Annotated in this window: 11 protein-coding genes; all 11 read right to left on the bottom strand. The window is 34.4% G+C overall.

Features of this window, described 5'->3' with window-relative positions; translation table 11 throughout:
• Window positions 1-191: 191 nt before the first annotated feature.
• Entirely contained in the window at window positions 192-2,147 is a 1,956-nt protein-coding gene (locus H0I23_RS04970) for a right-handed parallel beta-helix repeat-containing protein (protein WP_216785354.1), read from the bottom strand.
• A gap of 73 nt (window positions 2,148-2,220) precedes the next feature.
• Window positions 2,221-3,360, bottom strand: coding sequence for a right-handed parallel beta-helix repeat-containing protein (locus tag H0I23_RS04965; RefSeq protein WP_216785353.1), 1,140 nt, complete (start codon window positions 3,358-3,360; stop codon window positions 2,221-2,223).
• 17 nt (window positions 3,361-3,377) lie between these two features.
• Window positions 3,378-5,216, bottom strand: coding sequence for an arylsulfatase (locus H0I23_RS04960; RefSeq protein WP_216785352.1), 1,839 nt, complete (start codon window positions 5,214-5,216; stop codon window positions 3,378-3,380).
• 38 nt (window positions 5,217-5,254) lie between these two features.
• Complete coding sequence (locus tag H0I23_RS04955; RefSeq protein WP_216785351.1) at window positions 5,255-6,676, bottom strand: hypothetical protein; 1,422 nt, start codon at window positions 6,674-6,676, stop codon at window positions 5,255-5,257.
• A gap of 18 nt (window positions 6,677-6,694) precedes the next feature.
• Entirely contained in the window at window positions 6,695-9,196 is a 2,502-nt protein-coding gene (locus tag H0I23_RS04950; RefSeq protein WP_216785350.1) for a glycoside hydrolase N-terminal domain-containing protein, read from the bottom strand.
• A gap of 49 nt (window positions 9,197-9,245) precedes the next feature.
• The gene (locus H0I23_RS04945; RefSeq protein ID WP_216785349.1) at window positions 9,246-10,700 is read right to left on the bottom strand and encodes a sulfatase-like hydrolase/transferase; all 1,455 of its coding nucleotides are present in this window, start codon (window positions 10,698-10,700) and stop codon (window positions 9,246-9,248) included.
• A gap of 19 nt (window positions 10,701-10,719) precedes the next feature.
• Entirely contained in the window at window positions 10,720-12,216 is a 1,497-nt protein-coding gene (locus tag H0I23_RS04940; protein WP_216785348.1) for a sulfatase-like hydrolase/transferase, read from the bottom strand.
• Window positions 12,217-12,268: 52 nt separating this feature from the next.
• Complete coding sequence (locus H0I23_RS04935; protein ID WP_216785347.1) at window positions 12,269-14,401, bottom strand: right-handed parallel beta-helix repeat-containing protein; 2,133 nt, start codon at window positions 14,399-14,401, stop codon at window positions 12,269-12,271.
• An 11-nt stretch (window positions 14,402-14,412) separates the two neighbouring features.
• Complete coding sequence (locus H0I23_RS04930) at window positions 14,413-16,380, bottom strand: hypothetical protein (protein WP_216785346.1); 1,968 nt, start codon at window positions 16,378-16,380, stop codon at window positions 14,413-14,415.
• A 58-nt stretch (window positions 16,381-16,438) separates the two neighbouring features.
• On the bottom strand, window positions 16,439-19,171 hold the full coding sequence (locus H0I23_RS04925; RefSeq protein ID WP_216785345.1) for a heparinase II/III family protein: 2,733 nt from the start codon (window positions 19,169-19,171) through the stop codon (window positions 16,439-16,441).
• Window positions 19,164-19,907, bottom strand: a complete 744-nt coding sequence (locus H0I23_RS04920) for a GDSL-type esterase/lipase family protein (RefSeq protein WP_216785344.1) — start codon at window positions 19,905-19,907, stop codon at window positions 19,164-19,166. The genes H0I23_RS04925 and H0I23_RS04920 overlap by 8 nt, the downstream gene beginning before the upstream one ends.
• Window positions 19,908-19,911: the final 4 nt, after the last annotated feature.

Below are 19,911 nucleotides of genomic sequence, written 5' to 3'. Positions count from 1 at the left end.
ACCATTATTTATGCTTATAAATGATGGTTCATATCGTATAAACGATAGACCATTTTTAAGTTAGTTGAATACTAATAGTATATGAATGCCTCTATTTACTGCTAAAGCAGTAAAATTTGTAAATTTTATATTGTCTTCATTAAATTTTAAAATTTTTAAAAATAAGTCATATTAGAAGTCGAATAAAAGGCTCAATTACTCCAAACTTTAATTCTATTTTCTCCAATTTTTAAACTTTGAAACGGACCTACTAAAGGTTTTTTTACTTCTCTTTCATTACCAAAATAATCTTGGTTGATGGTTAGCTGAGAACCATCTGGATTTTCAAAAGGAGCTTCTGATTGAAATGAAAAACCTAACAAATTCGTATTTATAAATTGTGACTTTATTTTATCAAAACTTGTATCTGTTTTAATATTTAAATAATAACCATCAGCTTCTTTAGATAAACTTATCTCTGGTTTTAAAACTCTATTTTCTATAAAATTAGTTTCAATTGTTGAAGGATTCGCTTTATTTAAATATAGATTAGCATCTATAAAAACAGGAAATTTTTGTTTATTATAACTATTAAGACCTCCTGGTGATTTCCATTTGTATGTTGCTGCAGGAAAATCGTTATATGCATCTAAACCATAAAATTGGTTTTTTTCTATAGACTCATTATTTACTGCAAAAATATTATTGTAATAACGATCATCACCCAAAATAACTGTCATCATACCTAATACTTGTGTTGAATGAGGAAAATGATAATGTGTAAAACGATTTTTTGCTTCTCGCATTTGTATGCTTCCTACAATCAAATTATTTACAAACGCTGTACCTTGTGATGCATTTAATATTGCTGTCTCTGATAATAAAATATTATTATCGATAATCATCGGGCCATGATTTACCTCAACAAATAAATCTTGATCTTTATTATTAAATAAAAGATTACCAGATACTCGCGCGCCTTGTGCTTGCCAATCGAGCCATATACCTCTGTGATTATCATGAATAAAATTATTTTTAATTACAACATCTATAGCGGCATGAAGTTTAATTCCTCCTATTTCCCAACCATCAAACTGTTTCTTTACATTTATATTATAAATATGATTATTACTTATTTCACTAAAAACACAACCCAAATGACCAATAATTCCGCCTTGTTCACAATCTTTAATTGTATTATTTCTGATGATATGAGAACCTACTATATCTTTCGACCACCCCATCTGTAATGCTTTAAAAACAACTTCGCGTTCACGTTGTGTACCGTGTTTTTTCTTATCTCTACGCCATGCGTTTTGACCAGACCCTCTTTCTTTCCCTATTACAATACCAGAACATTTAGAATCCGTAATTAAATTATCTTCAATAATCCACCCTTTACTCCAATTAGGACCAATTAAACCTTGCTGTTCTGCCGTTGGCGGTGCCCATTGAGTTGCTGCATGCGCCATTTTAAAACCACGAACAGTAATATAATTAATTCCTGTTTTTTTTGGAAAAAACACAGTTGGTCTTACATTAATTTCTACTACTTCTTTATTCGGGTTTTTACCTTTAAAATTAGCATACAATGTTGTTGTTTTCTGATTTGTTTCACAGTACCATTTATACTTAGACCCCTCCACATCTGTTGCCCTTTCTAAAGGTATTTCTAAACTTACTTTAGCTAAACTATCAATTTCATATAATGCTTTACCATTTATATAAACCTCTCCTAAGTGGTGGTCTCTGCCATACGTTTTAGTTATCCAATCGCCATATAAAATTTCTTTATAGGGATTAAAATCTCCAAAAAAACTATTGTCGATTACTACTTTCCAAACAGATCCTTTGTGTTTCTGCCATGTATTAATTTCTTCAGAACCTTTTATCCAAACATTTTCATTTTCGCCTGCTTGGTAAACAATTCTATTTCTATCATTTGTTCCTCCATAAAAAGGATTTATACGTTCTCTATAAACACCTTCATGCACGATAATAACATCACCAGGTTGTGCTATTTTAGCTGCTTTAGAAATGGTTTTAAAGGGTAACTCTTTACTACCTTCATTAGAATCATCTCCTTTTTTAGAAATGTGATATTCGTTTGCTTTAACTATTGAACAAACAAATAATAAAATAATTATAATATTGATTTTTTTTACCATACTATTTCACCTAATTACAAAAGTATCACCCTTTATATTCCTTTTTTAAACTTCCTATTTTTCCACTTCACCGTTACCACAAAATTTCTACATCTTTAGGCCACTGTTTAACATCTGTATACACTTCATTTCCTTTTTTAAAACTGCTATTTTCTAAAGTAACATCACATTTTAATAAGCCTAAATCAATATTCTTATTATCAAAAACACTCTTTATGATATATGAATTATTAACAGCACGCCACATAGCTCCCCATCTATTATTCACTATTTCGCAACGGTTTAAAATTACATGCTGTGGCGCATATTTGGGGCTTTCGGTATATTCAAATTTATTGTAGTAATCTTCACAAGGAAACCATAAAGCAACCCTAGCACAGCCTGATATATGGTACTTATGAAAAAAGATATAGCCTGCTTCTTCATGATCTGCCTGAATACCATTAGTTTTGGTATCTTTTATAGTACATCTTTGTGCTAATACATATTCAGAAGAGGTGTATTTATTTCCTTTGCCTTTAACCGGATAAGACATATCACAATCAGATTGAAAAATATATTTATTATATAGGAAGTATACATTATGATACAAACCACCACCTGAACCATTGTATTGAAAATTACAATTATCCATAATAATATTATTCGTTCGTTTCATGTGAACGCCTTGTGCTGACCAATCCGTTACATCTATATTTTGAAGCATTATTCGAGTATGTCTACTTTCATTTTTTCCTCTTATAAGTATGCCATTAGCTTTGCCTTGTCTTGTACCTTTTAATGTCAAATCTTTAATAACCAAATCTGTTACTTGTGGCTCATCTTCTATATTAAAACCTGTGCTATTCATATTTGGGCCTTGTAGAATAATGGTTTTATCTCTTCCTTCACCTACCAAAGTTATCATCCCTTTTAGGGTAAGTGTATGCTCTAAAACATGTGTTCCTTCTTTTAAAAACACTACACCACCACCACTTTCATGAATTTTATCAATGCCATTCTGTATAGATTCTCCTGGTTTTATCGTAATTATATTATGCAACCATTGTTTAGGATATTCTACATGCTTAAAATCATCATTCCATTTATCAGACATAATAGAATATACTTCAGGCTCTACTATAACCTTTGTATATGAATATTGCTGTGCAGTAATAAAAGAGCTTATAAAAAATAGCGTTGAAAGAAACAAGTACGTTGATTTTTTAATCATTAAAAATGGTTTTTTATTTAGATTTTTTCTATTTCAACATAATAAGCGCCTAGTTCCTCTTCATTTTCTAAAGTAAACCAAGTTTGAAGTTGCGACTCACCCACTTTTAAATCTACCGTAAATTCTACATATTCCGCATTAGGATCTACCAGGGTACGCTGTTCTTGATCCTGAACTTTAATTCTAGCATTTTTGATGGTTAAAGCTTTACTTTTAACACTTTCTCTAACCGTAGTTCCTGCTAATGTTGGTCGTACAGGCGCAATTCCATTAAGCGGTAAATTAGTTTCTACGGGCCAGCGACGTAGCTTTAAATTGTACGTTCCACTTTCAGCAACTTTTACCAACCAATAGCCATTATCTAAATACCCTTGTCTAATATGGCGTTGGTGCCAAGGGCTGGCTACCGCCGTAGTATGCCAATCATGACCATGTAAGGTAGTTGGGTTATCTGTTGGATTGCCCACAATAATGTATGGTTCATCTTTATAACTAGGAGCTATCTCGTTCCACCAACTATCATATTCTACTTTAAATGCGGCTACTTTTTCAGGAAATTGATCGGCAACATTGGTGCGTTGTTCTGGATCTCTACTTAAATCATAAAGTTCCGTTCCATTAATCAATCGCCAATCGCCTTTCATAAAAGCTGTTCTTCTCCAAGGTTCTGGAACTTCAATCCGTTGAGAATTGGTAATCACCACACGGTCTTTAAATTCTTCACTTTCTCCAGCTATTAAAGGCTTCAAACTTTTTCCGTCAAATTTCAGATCTTCTTTAACTTTTAAACCACATAAATCTATTAAGGTGGGTGCTATATCATAATGCGCCGTTAATTCATTAATATCTGTACCGGTGGTTATACCTCCGTCTTTCCAATGAATAAAAAGTGGCACTCGGTGACCTCCTTCATACATACTTGCCTTTATACCACGCATCCCTGCATTGTATCCTTTATCGGTAAACCCATCTAATCTATCCCCTCCTTGTTCAATTTTAGCACCTGCAGAGGTACCGTTATCAGTCGTAAATATTAAAATGGTGTTATCCATCAAATCAATTTCTTTTAAATAGGCTACAAGCTTACCTATGTTTTCATCTACATTAGCAATAAGTCCATAAAATGCAGCATTAGGTACATTTTCATTATCCTTATAAGGGTCTGAATATTTGTTTGCTACAAAATAGGGGGTGTGTGCGGCATTGGTAGATAAATAACAGAAAAAAGGTTTATTGTTCTTCTTATTTTCTTCTATGTATTTCTTGGCATTATCAAACCATATATCGGTACAGAAACCCTTGAATTTTTCTAATTTACCGTTGTGCGTATAGGTATCATCAAAATAATCATTATCCCAATAATCCATAGTTTGTTCTACTCCGCCCCCACCGTGTACTAATACTTCTTCAAACCCTTTATCTTGAGGACGAAAAGGGTAGTTATCTCCCAAATGCCATTTTCCAAAAATTCCGGTAGCATAGCCATTCTCTTTAAACACTTGAGCAATGGTTGTTTCGCGTTCTAATAATAAAGAACGTCCGTTTACCGTATGCCAAACTCCTGCTCTATTCGAATGATGCCCTGTCATTAGTGCGGCTCTGGTTGGCGCACAAGTAGGCGAAACGTGGTATTGTGTAAATCGTGCACTTTCATCATAAAGTGCATCAATATTTGGCGTCTTTAATATTTTATTTCCTAAACGCCCAATATCACCATAACCTTGATCATCTACGACAAGTAAGATTACGTTTGGTTTTTGAGGTATTTCTTTATTAGATTCACATGAGAAGAAGCTCCCCAAACAAAGAAGAGCAATACTACTGAGTACTATATTTTTTATAGGTGATACACACATATTTTTATTTTTTCAATATTAAGTTGAGTTGGATTTATTTAGTTATTAACCTTGTTTTTCTTCCCTAAATCTGTAACAACACCTAAGGATTGTCCGCTAACCTCAGTGCTTTTTTCTGATAATAATAAAGGATAATGGGTAAGGTTTTGAATTTCAAAATTGGAAGCTTTAAAATTGTTTTGATCTGGTAGGTTGCCATGCAATAGTCGAATGTTATTTTTATCACCACCTACTTTAATTTTCAATCCTAATTTTGCTCCTTCGTCTGAGCCTCTTAATAGAATATTATGACCGCTACCTCCAATATAAGCAACACTGCCCGAGCCGTTCATATACGGTAAGCTTGATGCTATAATGGTAATATCTGCATTGTAATTTTCATCAGTTTCATAGGTAGAAGTGTACACAGGGCCATAGGTACAATCTGCTCTACAATTAATCACATCACCAGAGCCCAGAGAAAAACCATTTTCGCAAGCAATAGCGGTACAACCTTCTACATGTTTTTTACCTGTAGCATGCGCTATTGTAACACCTGTTCGCATGTATTTAACGGTACAGTTTAATACGGTAGGATTTGAGGTTCCTCTGGTATAAAACTTTCCGTCAATACTTGTTTCTCCTGCATTGTAGGCACGAATACCTGCTTCTCCTGTACTAAGCATATAACCTGCTGGAAGTTTGTAGCCCCAAACCGTCATAAAATCGACCTTATCTGCTGGAGATCCCGTTCCTTTTTCTGCTAAAATATCATCTGTAGAACGCATTTCGCCTTCTACATAACACCCTTCAATTAAGGGATTACTAGCGGCTTGCATAAAAATACAATGTCCGTAACTTCGATGTATAAAATTAGAATTTTTAAGATGATTAGATTCCCCGCGAATTAAACATGCACTATGCTTTTGATGCGGAATAATACTTGTACCACCTTTACCAAACGCATCCCCATACCCGTATGGAAAGGAGCCCTTTGTAGTTACATTGAATCCTTCAATTCTATTATACGCACCATCCATTACAATATTACATGCTCTTCGTGTTGGGCTGTCATGAACAGAACCTTCATCTACTAATGTTAGATTTTTTAATACATTACTATTTCCTAAGATTTGTATTTCATAAACTTGAACATTACCAAAGGCTGCTAAAACCTTAGTATCAACATTAAGTGTTACTCCTGTAAAATCATACGTACTTTTATTGCCTTCAAACAGCAACAGTACCTTACTAACATTTTTTACTTTTGTTTCTTGCTGATATAGTCCATTCTCAACATCTTTTACTGTTATGGAATACACCCCTGGTGCTAGCTTTATATGTACATTATCGTCATCTAAATAGGGTATTAATTCACTTAAAGAATGTACGGTTATTTGCGCATTGCTATTTGAAAATAGCAAAAACAAGAAACCTACTGCATATAATTTAGTTACTGAAATTATCTTTTCTGTCCACATATGTTTTGTTCCGTTTGGTTATTTTTTAATCAATACAATCTCTTGGCCAACTGTTGTTGGAATATCATACACGTAGGTTGGTTTAAGTTCTAAGCTCTTTGATATTACTGTTTTAGAAACTGAGGCTTTTTTAGTTTTTGGGGTTTGATAAAATGGATTTTGGTTAATCTCCTGAGCAGTTATTAAGTCTTTCTCATCTTCAAATTTGAGTTCATTATAAGAACGAATTCGGCAGTTTCCGCCAACTGACGATTTTATAATAGCCTTAATTACTTCGCCGTCTTTCCACTGTAAATCAATAATCTCAAAACCACCACGAGCCCTTAACCCGTTGACCTTGCCCTCACTCCAAACATCCGGTAGTGCAGCAAGTAAGTGAATAGCACCATCATGACTTTGCACTAACATTTCCGTTAAACCAGAAGTAAAGCCAAAATTGCCATCTATTTGAAATGGCGGGTGTGCATCTAACATATTCGCGTACGTACCACCACCTTTTGGCGAATCTGGTCTGCCTACTAATTTAATTTGATCTCCCATTAATTTGTAAGCATGATTACCATCTAACAATCGCGCCCATAAATTTATTTTCCAATTCATAGACCAACCCGTAGAAGGGTCTCCTCTTTGAATTAAGGTATTTTTTGCGGCTTCAAACAATTCTGGATTCCTATATGGAGATATTAAATTTGATGGGTATAAGCCATATAAATGAGAAACATGACGGTGTTTATCTTCCGGATCATCTACATCCTGCATCCATTCTTGTAATTGATTGTATTGTCCCACCTGCATTGGGGGTAATTTAGGAAGTGTCTGTTCTATTCTTTGTATGAGTTCTTTATCGGTATCTAATAATTTAGCAGCTGCTATAGTTTTGGTTAGTAAATCAAAAACCAGCTGATTATCCATGGTGGTACCTGCTACTATATTTACTGATTTATCGCGCCCTTTGGGACCATGTTCTGGAGAAATTGTTGGCGAAATAATCAACCATCCATTTGCTGGTTCTTCAATTAAAAAACTCAAACAAAACTCTGCCGCGCCTTTCATCGCTGGATACACAGAACTTAAATAGTTTACATCGCCATTGAACATGTATTTCTCCCAAAGATGCTGACTTAACCAAGTGCCACCCGTTGGCCACATGCCCCAAGTAGCACCATCTACAGGACCTGTAATACGCCAAATATCTGTATTATGATGTGCTACCCATCCCTCTGCTCCATACATATCGGCCGCTGTTTTTTGACCCGTAACCGAAAGATCTTTTATCAGATCAATTAGAGGATCATGCATTTCCGAAAGGTTCGTCACCTCCGATGGCCAATAGTTCATTTGAGTGTTAATATTTACCGTATACGCACTCTTCCAAGGTGGTATTAAATCTTTACACCAAAGTCCTTGTAAATTTGCGGCTTGCCCTCCTGGCTGTGATGAAGAAATTAATAGATACCTGCCAAATTGAAAATATAACGCTGCCAAGGAAGGATCAAAACCAGTACTAAAATTTTTAATCCTGATGTCCGTTGTATTTTTTGCCGCTTCAGATTCTCCTAAATTTAAGCGTACCCGATTAAAATAGTTTTTGTAGAAAGCCGTATGATCATGTACCAACTGCTGATATTTTTTCTTTTCTGCTTCAATAATATATGCTTCTGCTTTTTTATGCGGATCAGCACTAAGGTCTTGGTAGTTCTCAAAATTTGTAGCAATAGAAAGGTATAAGGTTACGCTATTTGCTTTTGAAACTACCAATTGATTGTTTGTTGAAGTCACTTTTCCACCTTCAGGAATAACCTTAACTCTAGCATCAAATTCAACTTGACCTTTAATCGCCGGACTTTGTGCAGGCAAGCGTTTATTTTTATTATCACTGCTCCACCCTGTCATGACTAAAACATTATTATTCTCAGTAGAAACACTCACCTTTGCAGGTTCGGGGCGGTCCATAGTTGCTGAGAAACTGATTTTACCTTTTTTATTGGACGATAGTTTTATAATCAAAACTTGATCTGTAAACGAAGTAAATACCTCCCGTTTAAATTCAACATCATCCACGGTATATGTAATAGTATTTACTGCATTTTCTAGATCTAAAACTCTGCTATAATTGGTGAAATTATTATGTCCTGGAAAATTTAATCTTAAATTACCTACAGTCTCATAAGGCATTCCTGCTGACGTTTCAGAAATAAATTTTTCATTAGCTAATTTATGCGCTTCTGAATATTCACCATTGAACAAAAGTGTTCTAATTTTAGAAAGTACTTCTTTTGCCTTCGGATTATCATTTCTATGTGGGCCACCTGCCCAAAGCGTATTTTCATTTAATTGAATATTTTCATGTGCAGGAGTACCAAAAACCATGGCTCCTAAACGGCCATTACCTATTGGCAAGGCTTCATTCCAATCTGATGCTGGTGCATCATACCAAAGCTTTAAGTCCTTGTTTTCTTGAGAATAACATGTTCCTAAACCTACTCCCAAAAAAATTAATAAGGTAATTTTTAATTTCATCTGTATATTTATTTTTCGCACCTCTAGGTACTTCGAAAATTTCTTCGTTTTAATTTCGTATCCAAATATGGCTATCCGCTAGTAATTCTTCATATTCTCTTTTTAGCTTTTTACGCATTTCCTTATATTTCTTACTACTTTCTGATGCTACATCTGTAGTTTCACCAACATCGTCTTTTAAATTATACAAGATAAAATCTGTTAGTTTACTTTCTTTTAGAAAAGCTTCATTACCATCATAGATATTAAAAATTTTAGGCAGGTAGTTTCCCTTATTTTTTAATTGTGCCATTATTTTCCAATCTCCATCTCGCATGGCTATGACATGATCATTCTCGGCATTGTAAAAACTCCACAACAATGGTTTCTCTCTCTCGATATTTCCAGTTTGTAGAAAAGATTGCATGGACTGCCCGTCTAATGCATTTTCTGGCAGTTCTGCACCCGACAAATCACAGAATGTAGGCATAAAATCAAGCGCTGAAATCACTGCATCAGATGTTCCTGTAAACGTTGGTTTGCCCAACCATTTTATAACACAAGGCACTTTAAACCCTGCTTCGTTGGTCCAAAGTTTCATTCCTTTCAATTCTCCTGGAGAACCATAAGATCTATAGGCCTTCTCATAACGCATAAGTGTTTCCGGACCATTATCTGAAGTAAAAATTACAATGGTATTTTCCGAATGATTTTTCTCTAAATAGGTCATCATTCGGCCAACGGCCAAATCTACATTTTCAACATTAGCAAAAAACTGAGCTTCATTTTCATTCTTAGCTACTGGAAGGTATTTGTTTACTAATTCTTGTGGAGACTCTACAGGAACATGAGGTTCATGGAAAGTTACTTGCAAGAAAAAAGGTTTTTTATCTTCTTTTTTATCGAGCCATTGTAAAGCTTCATCTACTACAATCTGGCTACTGAAGCCTTCTATTTCTCCTACTTTTTCTCCATTACGAACAAAATTTTTAGGATTTTTATGACTAGGAGAAGCATTGTTATGTGTTGCAAACCAATGGTCAAAACCAAAATGACTAGGTTTTGGTTGTTCCTCTGAATTAAAAAGAGAACTACAATGCCATTTCCCCACTAAAGAAGTTGCATAACCTACAGACTTCAATCGAGCTGGAATGGTTTCTTCATCTGCTTGAAGGTGAACCATATCTCTATTATCATCTCTTTTTTTATTTCCTCCAACAATAAAATCATAAATCCCTGCTCTATTTGGGCTTCTGCCTGTTAAGAGCCCAACTCGTGAAGGAGAACACACAGGCGCTGCAGCATAAAAATTAGTTAACTTAATGCCCTCTGATGCTAATTGATCAATATTTGGAGTTTCAATAAATGGATGACCGTAAGATGATAAATCGCCATACCCTAAATCATCACATAAAAAAACTACAATATTTGGTTGTTCATTTTGTGAATATCCATTTTCGGAAACACTAAAACATACTATGAATATAGAAATTACCAAATTCAATTTTAAAATTTTTACTTTCATTAGTCTCTTTTTTTAAGTATTATTTATCGTTTACAACAGTTAATGCTCCTGTTTGATTCCATAAACGATATGGATCTTCATTCTCAATCATTTGCTCCAATAACAATTGTTCCATCTCTGCTAATTTATCTGAGTATTCAGGATTCTCTGCTAAGTCCGTTTCCATCGCTCCTATTTTTTGGTGCTCTGGAAGGTATTCATTTGGGTTGGCCTTTAAATTAAACAGCTGTGTTTCTCGAACAGCACCGTCCATTACATCATACTTTATTAATTTCCAATCTCCTTTTTTAACACTTCGCATCCCTGGTTTTGTTCCTCCAGCATATACGCCATACATTACATCACGTACTGTTTCTTTTTCTCCTTTTAGAACAGGTACAAAGCTTTTACCTTCTACTGTTTCTGGAATTTCTATTCCTGCCAAATCACATAACGTAGGTAATACATCTAGTAAATAAATATTTCCTTGCACTCTTTTATTTGCTGTAATCCCAGGACCTTTAATCATAAATGGTACGCGCCAGGTATGCTCATATAAGTTCTGCTTTCCCATTAATCCATGGCGCCCAATAGACATTCCATGATCAGAAGTATATATCACATAGGTATTCTCCAATTCACCCGTTTTTTTAAGTCTAGCAAGTACTTTTTGTAATTGATTGTCTATATTTTCGTCACAAGCATACTCCCGACCTAACTCATTTCTAACCGTCTGTTCTTCTCTATTTTTCCATACGCCACTTACACGTTCTTCATCACGCAATTCCGGATGCCCATGAAAAAAAGGATGCTTAGCAAGATAGTTCTCTTGCAATTCTGGCTGCTTTACATTTGCTGGTGGTAATGTGGTTTCATCCTTATGATTGGTCGCTCCGTATTTTGTTAAAAGTTTTGGAGTGCCATTTCTAGTATCATGTGGGTGAGAGAAACCGAAATAAATAAAAAAGGGATTCGTTTCTTTCTCTTCTTCTCTAGTTGCTAAATAATCAAGTACTTGTTTAGAATGCCAAGCGCTACCAGATTCCTCTGTTCCACCTCTTTTGGTTGCATCATGAACAACGGTAAATTGTTTATTAGCGCCAGGATAAGAGTTACCAACCTTGCAGGTTCTCATAGTTTTATATCCAGCCCTATTAAAAATAGCGCCTATGGTTTGTTCATCTAAAGGGTTCGGAGCTGTATTATCTTGAAATTCTGCACTTGGTGGTAAATGCCATACAGTGCGGCCAGTCATGATCATATGCCGTGAAGGAGTACAAACTGCTCCGTTCATGGAACCCATATTATAGGCTCCGTCAAAAACAGTTCCTTCATTTGCTAATTGGTTTATGGCTGGTGTTTCTAAAATAGAAGCACCATCATACACCTCTAAATCAAAAGGGGATTGATCATCAACAAGAACAAACAAAAAATTAGGTTTCTTTTCTGTAACAATCTTCTTCTCATCTCCTTTACAAGAATAGCTTATGATTAATACTACTATTCCCAATTTATAAAGAAATGTTTTTTGGATCATAGTGTCTTTTATTTAAATATTGGTACTTATATAAATTAGTTAATTTGAAAATTTAACGAGGGCCTGCTTGACCTAACGGAAACGGTTTAAATCCTATTTTTAATGCTGGACTATCGTCTGGTAAGCTAAAATCACCATTAGTTGGATCTTTAAAGCCTGGATCTGCAATTAGTGAATGCTGATCATTTCCTAATGATTGCCATTCTTTCCAACTCATAACAAGCTCATTAGGTTCGTAAATTCTACTCGGAAAACGATTTTGTGCTCCCAAAACATCATTTGTAGTAGACCAGACCAAATTATTATCTGCTACGAAACCGCCTTTTTGCTCTACATTGTACTCATAACCACCAGCATAAATTGGAATACCATCACTTAATAAAATATTATTTTCTAAAATAAAAGTAGTATGTGGTTGAAATTTTGCCATCATTACTACACTAGCATCTGCAAAAGCAAAAATGTTATTTTTAATAAGGTTATTTTTTCCGTAATGTTGGTTAAAAGCTGCATGCCTACAACGATAAGCAAGGTTATTTTCAATACGTATATTAGAGGTCCCTTCATCACAATAAATGGCCCATCCGCCATACTTTCCTGCCCAAATATCATGGAATTCATTATTTCTAATAATAGTCCCTGTTTGGTCTCCCAAAGTATAAATACCTCCTAAATCACTAAGTACAGAACCATCTCCATTTTTTAGTTTACCTATATGGTGAATGTAATTATATTCAAAAATATTACCTGTTGCTAATGCAGGACCGTAACCCCATGTCCAACCCGAAGAAATAGCTGAGTAATAAAAATTATAGATTTCATTATGGTGAATTTGATTATCAGGACTCTGCCCTATCCAAATACCAACAGCACAATGAAAATATTTTCCACCATCATAAATTCGACAATCAGCTATCTCATTAGTATGGGTTGCATCTGTAGGTTTTTCTAATACCAATGGTAGCTTTTCTCCAATATCTTCTACTCTTACTTTTCCTTTCGGACGTATTTTTGGGCCAATCAAAAAACCGCCTGCTCCTAAGTCATGAATATCACATTGTAAAATTTTATTACTTGAACAACCTAATGATATTTCTAGTCCGTAATTACCTATTTGAGTAATTTCACATTTTTCAAAAAGACAATTTTTAGCTCCAGTTAAAAAAATCGCTCCATCCATTTTTATATCTGCTTGACCATAACCAGATTCTTCAGCTTCTCTAGATAATACCCATGTCGTATGACTAAAAGTTAGTCCTTTAAATTGTACATGTTCAACATATTTTCCATTATCAGAATTACCTTCTAATCGAAGCACATTTATTAAAGAGGGAATCGTTGCTATAATGTCAATCTCTCCTTCCTTTGGAAAATAATAAAGTTTTTTATCTTGTCTGTCTAAATACCATTCTCCTGGCTTATCAAGCATCGCTCTACCTCCTTCTAAGTAGTAATCATCATCTGCTTCAATTGCCCTACCTCCTTTTTTAGTTGATATAATTTTTTTATTTTCACGATCAATTTTATCAATTGGCATGTGGTACTCTAGCCATTTATTAAACACAACTGCTACGCCGTCATCAATAGTATCAAAATAATGTTCATCAGTTTTTTTATAAGAAAAATCATAAGAACTACTTCGCCTTTCATTTACAGTATCTTCTCCTTGTAAAGCAGGTACTTTTAAATATCCACTATTTGGTGTTCTTGCTTGAGTTACGCGTTGGTTATTTATCCATAATTGCTCAAAAGGTACATATCCTTGAATTTTAGATAGATCTGAAACCATAACTGTATAATTATTAAGTTTGGTTTTCTCCCATTCTGTAACTTGCAAACCTCCACTTATAATAGCCTTTTCATTATTATAATTACTATAGGTGATTGGGTGATTTTCAGTTCCAGAATCTTCATTTTTTAAAATAAAAGGTTTAGAAAGCTGATACGTACCTCCTTTTATATATACTGTAACTGGTTTATTAATTTCTCCATTTTGCTTAAGATCTCTTATAACATTACGTGCTTTTTCTAATGATTTAAATGATTCTTCAATACTTGTCCCACTTTGTGTATCGTTACCATCTAAAGAGACATAAAAAATTATTTCATTTTTAGAATCGGAATTAATACACGAACTAAAAACAAAAAATAAAACTATAACAAAGTTGATTAACGGACTTTTCATTTTATATATATTTAATAAACAGGTGTGTACGTAATTGTAATTTTGCCTTTTTGAATTGGTTTTACAAAGTCGATTCCAATTCTATACGCTGTTCCAGCTTCTCTTAAGTGTGTAACAGGAACTTTCTCATCTTTTATTTTTAATACCCCTTTCTTACTCTTAATTTCAACTTTTAATTTCTGATGTTCAGAAGTCAATAACACAGTATGATCATCTATGAATTCATACTGTGAATACGTCATAATTGCCGTTCCAAAAGCGATAGGCGCAGTACTTACAACATCATCCTCTATCGTTATTGTTCCTGTTCCTTCTTTATCATTTCGTATCGTTCTCGTTAAAGATTTTAATAGTGGTATAGCATAGGCTGATTTGAGATCCATTATCACTTTATCAAGCTTTTCTTCAAAGACCGTTTCAATAATTTTTCCTTCAAACGCCCTACCATTCGCTTGTAGCGTATTATTTATTTTAGGTACAGGATGCCCCCAAGAACTTCGAGCTTTATTGTCTGGTGAAAATGACCCCGCTATATATGAAGGTGCTCCAATATCACCAGTCATAAAATCTTCCCCAAGAACGATACTATAGGTACCAACATCACTATGGTTATGATTTTCGGCATTATGCCCAGCTTTAAGCGCTATTGAAAAAGGAACTTTCTGTTTTCCTCGTGAAATTATCATTCCAAAATCATCAAAATACGTGTGTCCTTTTAAAACTGATTTTTGTTCTAAAGGACTTTCTGCTGCACTAAAAAGTATTGGATTATTCCACGCCATAATTTGCTCTACAGCTTCTTCCATTCTAATTCCTGACGGCTTCTTTGCCCCATAATATTTAGAAGACAAGACCTCAGCAAAATTACTTCCAGAACTTTTTATATGTGAAACGCCATCAGAAAAAGGAGCGCAAGTACCTTGCTGTATTTCAAAATGTTCTGGAAAATTTCCTACTCTTTTTAATTTCTCTGGATTATCAAACGTAAATAAATTTATTTTTCCATCGGTATAATCAGACAGCATTTGCGCCAAATACAAATAATGGTTGAAACCGTACCCCCAATATCCTAAACCTTCTGAGCAATACCCATCGGCACCAAAGCCACTCAAATAATATTTCATGCTATTTATTGCAGAACCTATTGCAGCCACACGTTCTTCATAACTATTTGAATTTGTAATGGTCACCAAAACGGATCCGCTTGTGCAAACGGAATTCCAATTACTCGTACCATTAAGCCAACGATTGTTTTCATCAGGTACTTTACTACTTTGTAAATAAGTATCGGTAATACGCCATTGTAATTGTTCTTTTATAGCATCATGCATAGCCTCAGAAAGTTCATCTATTAAAAGCGATGAAGCCAATGCCAATACACCACCAAATTTTCGTGCACCTAAATCTATTGACACACGCCTACCTTCAAAAACACCATTTTTAGCATCATCATGGTTTGGATGCAACCATGATTTCATATCTAAAATAGCTTGCAAATAGGTATTTATTTGTGGAACAAACTGCCCTTTATTCTCTAAGCATTCTGCTAGTATAAAATGCTCTAAACGCTCCATTGTTCGGTAATATCTAGGCTTATAAATTCCTCTATTCCCTTCTTTATTAGCACGTTTATAAATCTCATCTGAAATAGGTACTTCTGGAGCTTTATCGAGCATAGCCAATGCTTTTTGCAGGTATGACTTACCTGAAGGTGTTGCTGCTATTATATTCCAATACACTCGATCGTTACTTGCTGGTGCTGGTTGGTATGCTTTTATTGGTATCACTTTTTTAAGCATTTCAACCTGCTTTATTGAAGGATAAATAGTTTCACCATCTGCATGTTTTAAAAACTCTCGTATATCTAAGGGTGCTTCTTTTTTAATTGTAGCACTAAATACCAAGGTAAAAGAACATAAAAAACTCAGGCAGATAACTATAGCACTCTTTCTTTTCATATCTATATTATTTGTTCTCATACAACACCCTTTTCATTTATTTAATCCATTTCATTTTGAAAATCCAATACTTAAAGTATTAATCTAATTGCACAGACCGATATGCTCCAACAGCAAATTGCTTTTCCTTTTTATCATGTATTATGGTTACCGGAACTTCATTGTTTAAAAACAATTTTCCTGCTTTAATTTCAAGAACTACATTCCCTTTTTTATTTGTTGCCATCTTAAAACCCTTAGCGGTAAGTTCTGTTCCGTTTCCTAAAAATAAGATGATATCCTTATTTTTTTCTTGACCCACTAAAGCATAAGCTGCATCTGTATTGGTCTCTTTATATTTTGCTATTTTATCTTCTGTTGAGGAAAAAACAAAGTCTTCTCTCCCTGATTTATGCACTATATGAAGCCCTACAAAATCTGTACTTCCATTTTCATCATCAAAACCTGAAATAGTAGCAACACTTTTTCCCTCACTAGAGGTAAACGGTTCATAAACCGATGCAAAAGGCTTGCTCCAGGCCTCGCCATGTTGCCTAGCTGCAAGGGTCAAATAAGGTGCCTCGCCGACATCATACGGTATTTTTTTATTGTATTTAAATGCTTTATTAGGAGGAGATTTGATAGTAAATACTTCACGCCCTTTGGTACCTTTCATCCAAAGGTTCATGAAAACATCTTCTTCACCCTCAGGCATGTCTATTTTCCATTCTGCCTGATAATCTTCATTTGTGCGAATAGATTTTTTATCCCACATATAATCAAAAGCATATAAATGACCTCCTGCAAAACCCATTTCTTCACTTGGCAATAATTCCAATGGGTTCCCATTGGCATCACTCACGTGCATACTTTGTCCTAGATTATGATAGAAATAATCATGAAACTTATCGCCACCACGTTGTTTTTTAGAACGAAAAATATCTACATAATACCCTGTACTTTCTCCAGTTTTGATAATACTCACCAATCTGCTTTGATCACTACGGCTTTCTGGCTCTAAAAAGAATACATCAGAATACGTAATAGCTTTATAAAAACCTTCTTTTTCTTCTGATTTTGGATACTGCCCAACTAAATCAAAGGCATGATTACTCAACATTTCGGTATACGAAGAGGTACCATCTACCATTACCGTATTATGAGCAGGAAACTGCGAGTAATATTCTAAGTAAATAGGTTGAAGATAATTAGCACCCTTGCCTGGATCTGCTCCTTGTACAAATCCTTTTCCATACAATTCCATATTAATACCATTAGCATGCATATGGTTTCCTAATGATCCATTTAACGATACCATCATCCCATCTTTACCTGTACCCATACGTTGTACATGCCAACTGACATTAGGCGCATAAAAAGTTTGAGTTATATAATCGTCCATACTTCCTTTACCATACTTTGGATTCAACACCAGAGGTTTACTCGCAAAAAACGAAGCGATTTCGGCCTTTGGCTTTCTTGATTTGTCTGAATTCTTTGAATCGTCATTAAACAAACGATACAAGCCTGTAAATTCTTCCTCTAGTTTCGTGTCCTTATTTTTTTGAGCAATGCGGATCATATCACTCATAGCTTCTGTATCTAGTGGACCATAATAACTATCTCCAAAAGCAACAATTTCACCATTTGGAAATATATATTGTGGTAGCATTTTTACAGCTTTTTCCATTACAGGGGTATACGGCAGAATGTTATGATCAAATGTATTGTCAAAATCTCTAATAAAATTGGTAAGACTTTTTGTTACCCCAATAGAGTATCCAGGACATTCATTCCAAACACCATTACTTTCATCATAACCGTAGTCCATAAATTTGGTTAAAGACCATTGTCTTGCTGAAGTAACATTCAATATATAATTAATGTAGTATTCGCGACCTTTTTTGTCTTCATAATTGCTATTATCTTGCAGGACCATCGCTGCTTTTAAAATGATATTTGCTTGATGAAGATTCCAATTGTTTTGAGGTACGCCATTTTTAATTACTAAATCTGTCCACTTTTTAATGGTCGTATCATAAATATTAATCTTTTCAGGGTAATTTGCTTCAATATAAGGGTGTAAAAAATCATACAGTTCTGCTACGTCACTCAAAGTACCTTCGTGTATTACTTGAAAATTTGTTAAACCAACTAGCGTTTGAATGTGTCCATTTAAGATATCAATAGGTTCGCTTCTGTAAGACATCCCCATCATATAGGTATCAAATAAATCAAAAGAAAACTTAGCAAATGTATCATCATTCTCTAACCAATACAGAAAAGCTGCTTCTTTACCTAAGCCCATTATCTCTCTATTAATTGAGATAATTATTCCACCTGTTTCAGATTGTTCTGCCCACTCAAAAGGGTTTCCTTCTTTTGTTCGGTTTGGCAAGTATAACCCACGAGGATCATCCATATAGGGTAAAATATCTTCAAGAGCAGGCTTACCATAAGCGGTAGCCGAATTTCGAGATCCTGTAAAACGTACTGTAGGCACAGGAGCTTCACCATCAGCATGAGAATAATCTACCCCATTAACGTAAACATTGGTTGCTTTTGTTTTCCAATACATTTGCAAACGAGAAACCATCCACTCTGGATCATCAACATGGCGCTCTACATGGGTATCTATTCGTTTATGAATTCCTGTTAACACCTCTTTAGCCCAAGTTTCTTTTTTAATGGTTTTTTGTAAATCCTTTTTTTCGTCTTGAGTAACATATAAACGAGGGTATCCTGATTCTTGACTTTTAGGAAGTGGAATTTGTGCATGAGACCAGCTCGCGAAAGAAATAAAGACTAGTAATGCTAGTGTATTTTTAATCATCGTTAATGCTATTTTTTAATTCGAAATGTTCAAGTATTAGTTTTTGAAGTACTGAAGGATAACTTTCTCCAATCACGGCACCTCCCATTTTTAATCCTGCTCCAAAGGTTAATGAATCTCCAAAACAAATTATCTTCTGGTTTTCCTGAAGCAAATCATTGCTTTTTAAAGCTGTAAAAATTGATTGTGTTAACATTTTATATCCTAATGCCGTTAAATGAACACCATCTTTTCGATCACTATTCTTTTCATTACGGATCACCAAATCTTCATTATGTTGTGGCAAATGTAGGTTCACAAATTCTTGATATACGTCTACAAAATCAACATTAAATTCATTCGCTAATCTAATCATCACAGAGCGAACCGTATCTAATTTTACATTCGGTAGTTCCCTAAATAATTTTCTATCGTGCCTTTCAAATAGATAGGTACTATCTACTGTAGGTGGTGCTACTAAAAGTACTTTTGAACTTCTATTTTTTATCGCTTTTATCAGTGTACTTAAATTCTCTTCATAGGTGGAATAGGATATCATTTTTTTAGAATTCAACATATCATTAGTACCCACCATAATGATAACCACATTTGGTTGTTGCTCAAGTACATCGTGTTCTAATCTATTTAAAAGATTGGAACTAGTGTTACCACTAACCCCTGCATTTATAACTTGACTTTTAACTGTTGAACTAAAAACACACCATAAGAATAGTATTGTAGTTATTTTTAAACTCATAAGA

The sequence above is a fragment of the Cellulophaga sp. HaHaR_3_176 genome, assembly GCF_019021925.1.
Taxonomy (GTDB): Bacteria; Bacteroidota; Bacteroidia; order Flavobacteriales; family Flavobacteriaceae; genus Cellulophaga.
This window is presented reverse-complemented; position numbering and strand designations above follow the sequence as displayed.

Excerpts from the sequence above, each read along its gene's own strand:
- H0I23_RS04970 (WP_216785354.1), bottom strand. The coding sequence starts at position 2,147 with ATGGTAAAAAAAATCAATATTATAATTATTTTATTATTTGTTTGTTCA.
- H0I23_RS04965 (WP_216785353.1), bottom strand. The coding sequence starts at position 3,360 with ATGATTAAAAAATCAACGTACTTGTTTCTTTCAACGCTATTTTTTATA.
- H0I23_RS04960 (WP_216785352.1), bottom strand. The coding sequence starts at position 5,216 with ATGTGTGTATCACCTATAAAAAATATAGTACTCAGTAGTATTGCTCTT.
- H0I23_RS04955 (WP_216785351.1), bottom strand. The coding sequence starts at position 6,676 with ATGTGGACAGAAAAGATAATTTCAGTAACTAAATTATATGCAGTAGGT.
- H0I23_RS04950 (WP_216785350.1), bottom strand. The coding sequence starts at position 9,196 with ATGAAATTAAAAATTACCTTATTAATTTTTTTGGGAGTAGGTTTAGGA.
- H0I23_RS04945 (WP_216785349.1), bottom strand. The coding sequence starts at position 10,700 with ATGAAAGTAAAAATTTTAAAATTGAATTTGGTAATTTCTATATTCATA.
- H0I23_RS04940 (WP_216785348.1), bottom strand. The coding sequence starts at position 12,216 with ATGATCCAAAAAACATTTCTTTATAAATTGGGAATAGTAGTATTAATC.
- H0I23_RS04935 (WP_216785347.1), bottom strand. The coding sequence starts at position 14,401 with ATGAAAAGTCCGTTAATCAACTTTGTTATAGTTTTATTTTTTGTTTTT.
- H0I23_RS04930 (WP_216785346.1), bottom strand. The coding sequence starts at position 16,380 with ATGAGAACAAATAATATAGATATGAAAAGAAAGAGTGCTATAGTTATC.
- H0I23_RS04925 (WP_216785345.1), bottom strand. The coding sequence starts at position 19,171 with ATGATTAAAAATACACTAGCATTACTAGTCTTTATTTCTTTCGCGAGC.
- H0I23_RS04920 (WP_216785344.1), bottom strand. The coding sequence starts at position 19,907 with ATGAGTTTAAAAATAACTACAATACTATTCTTATGGTGTGTTTTTAGT.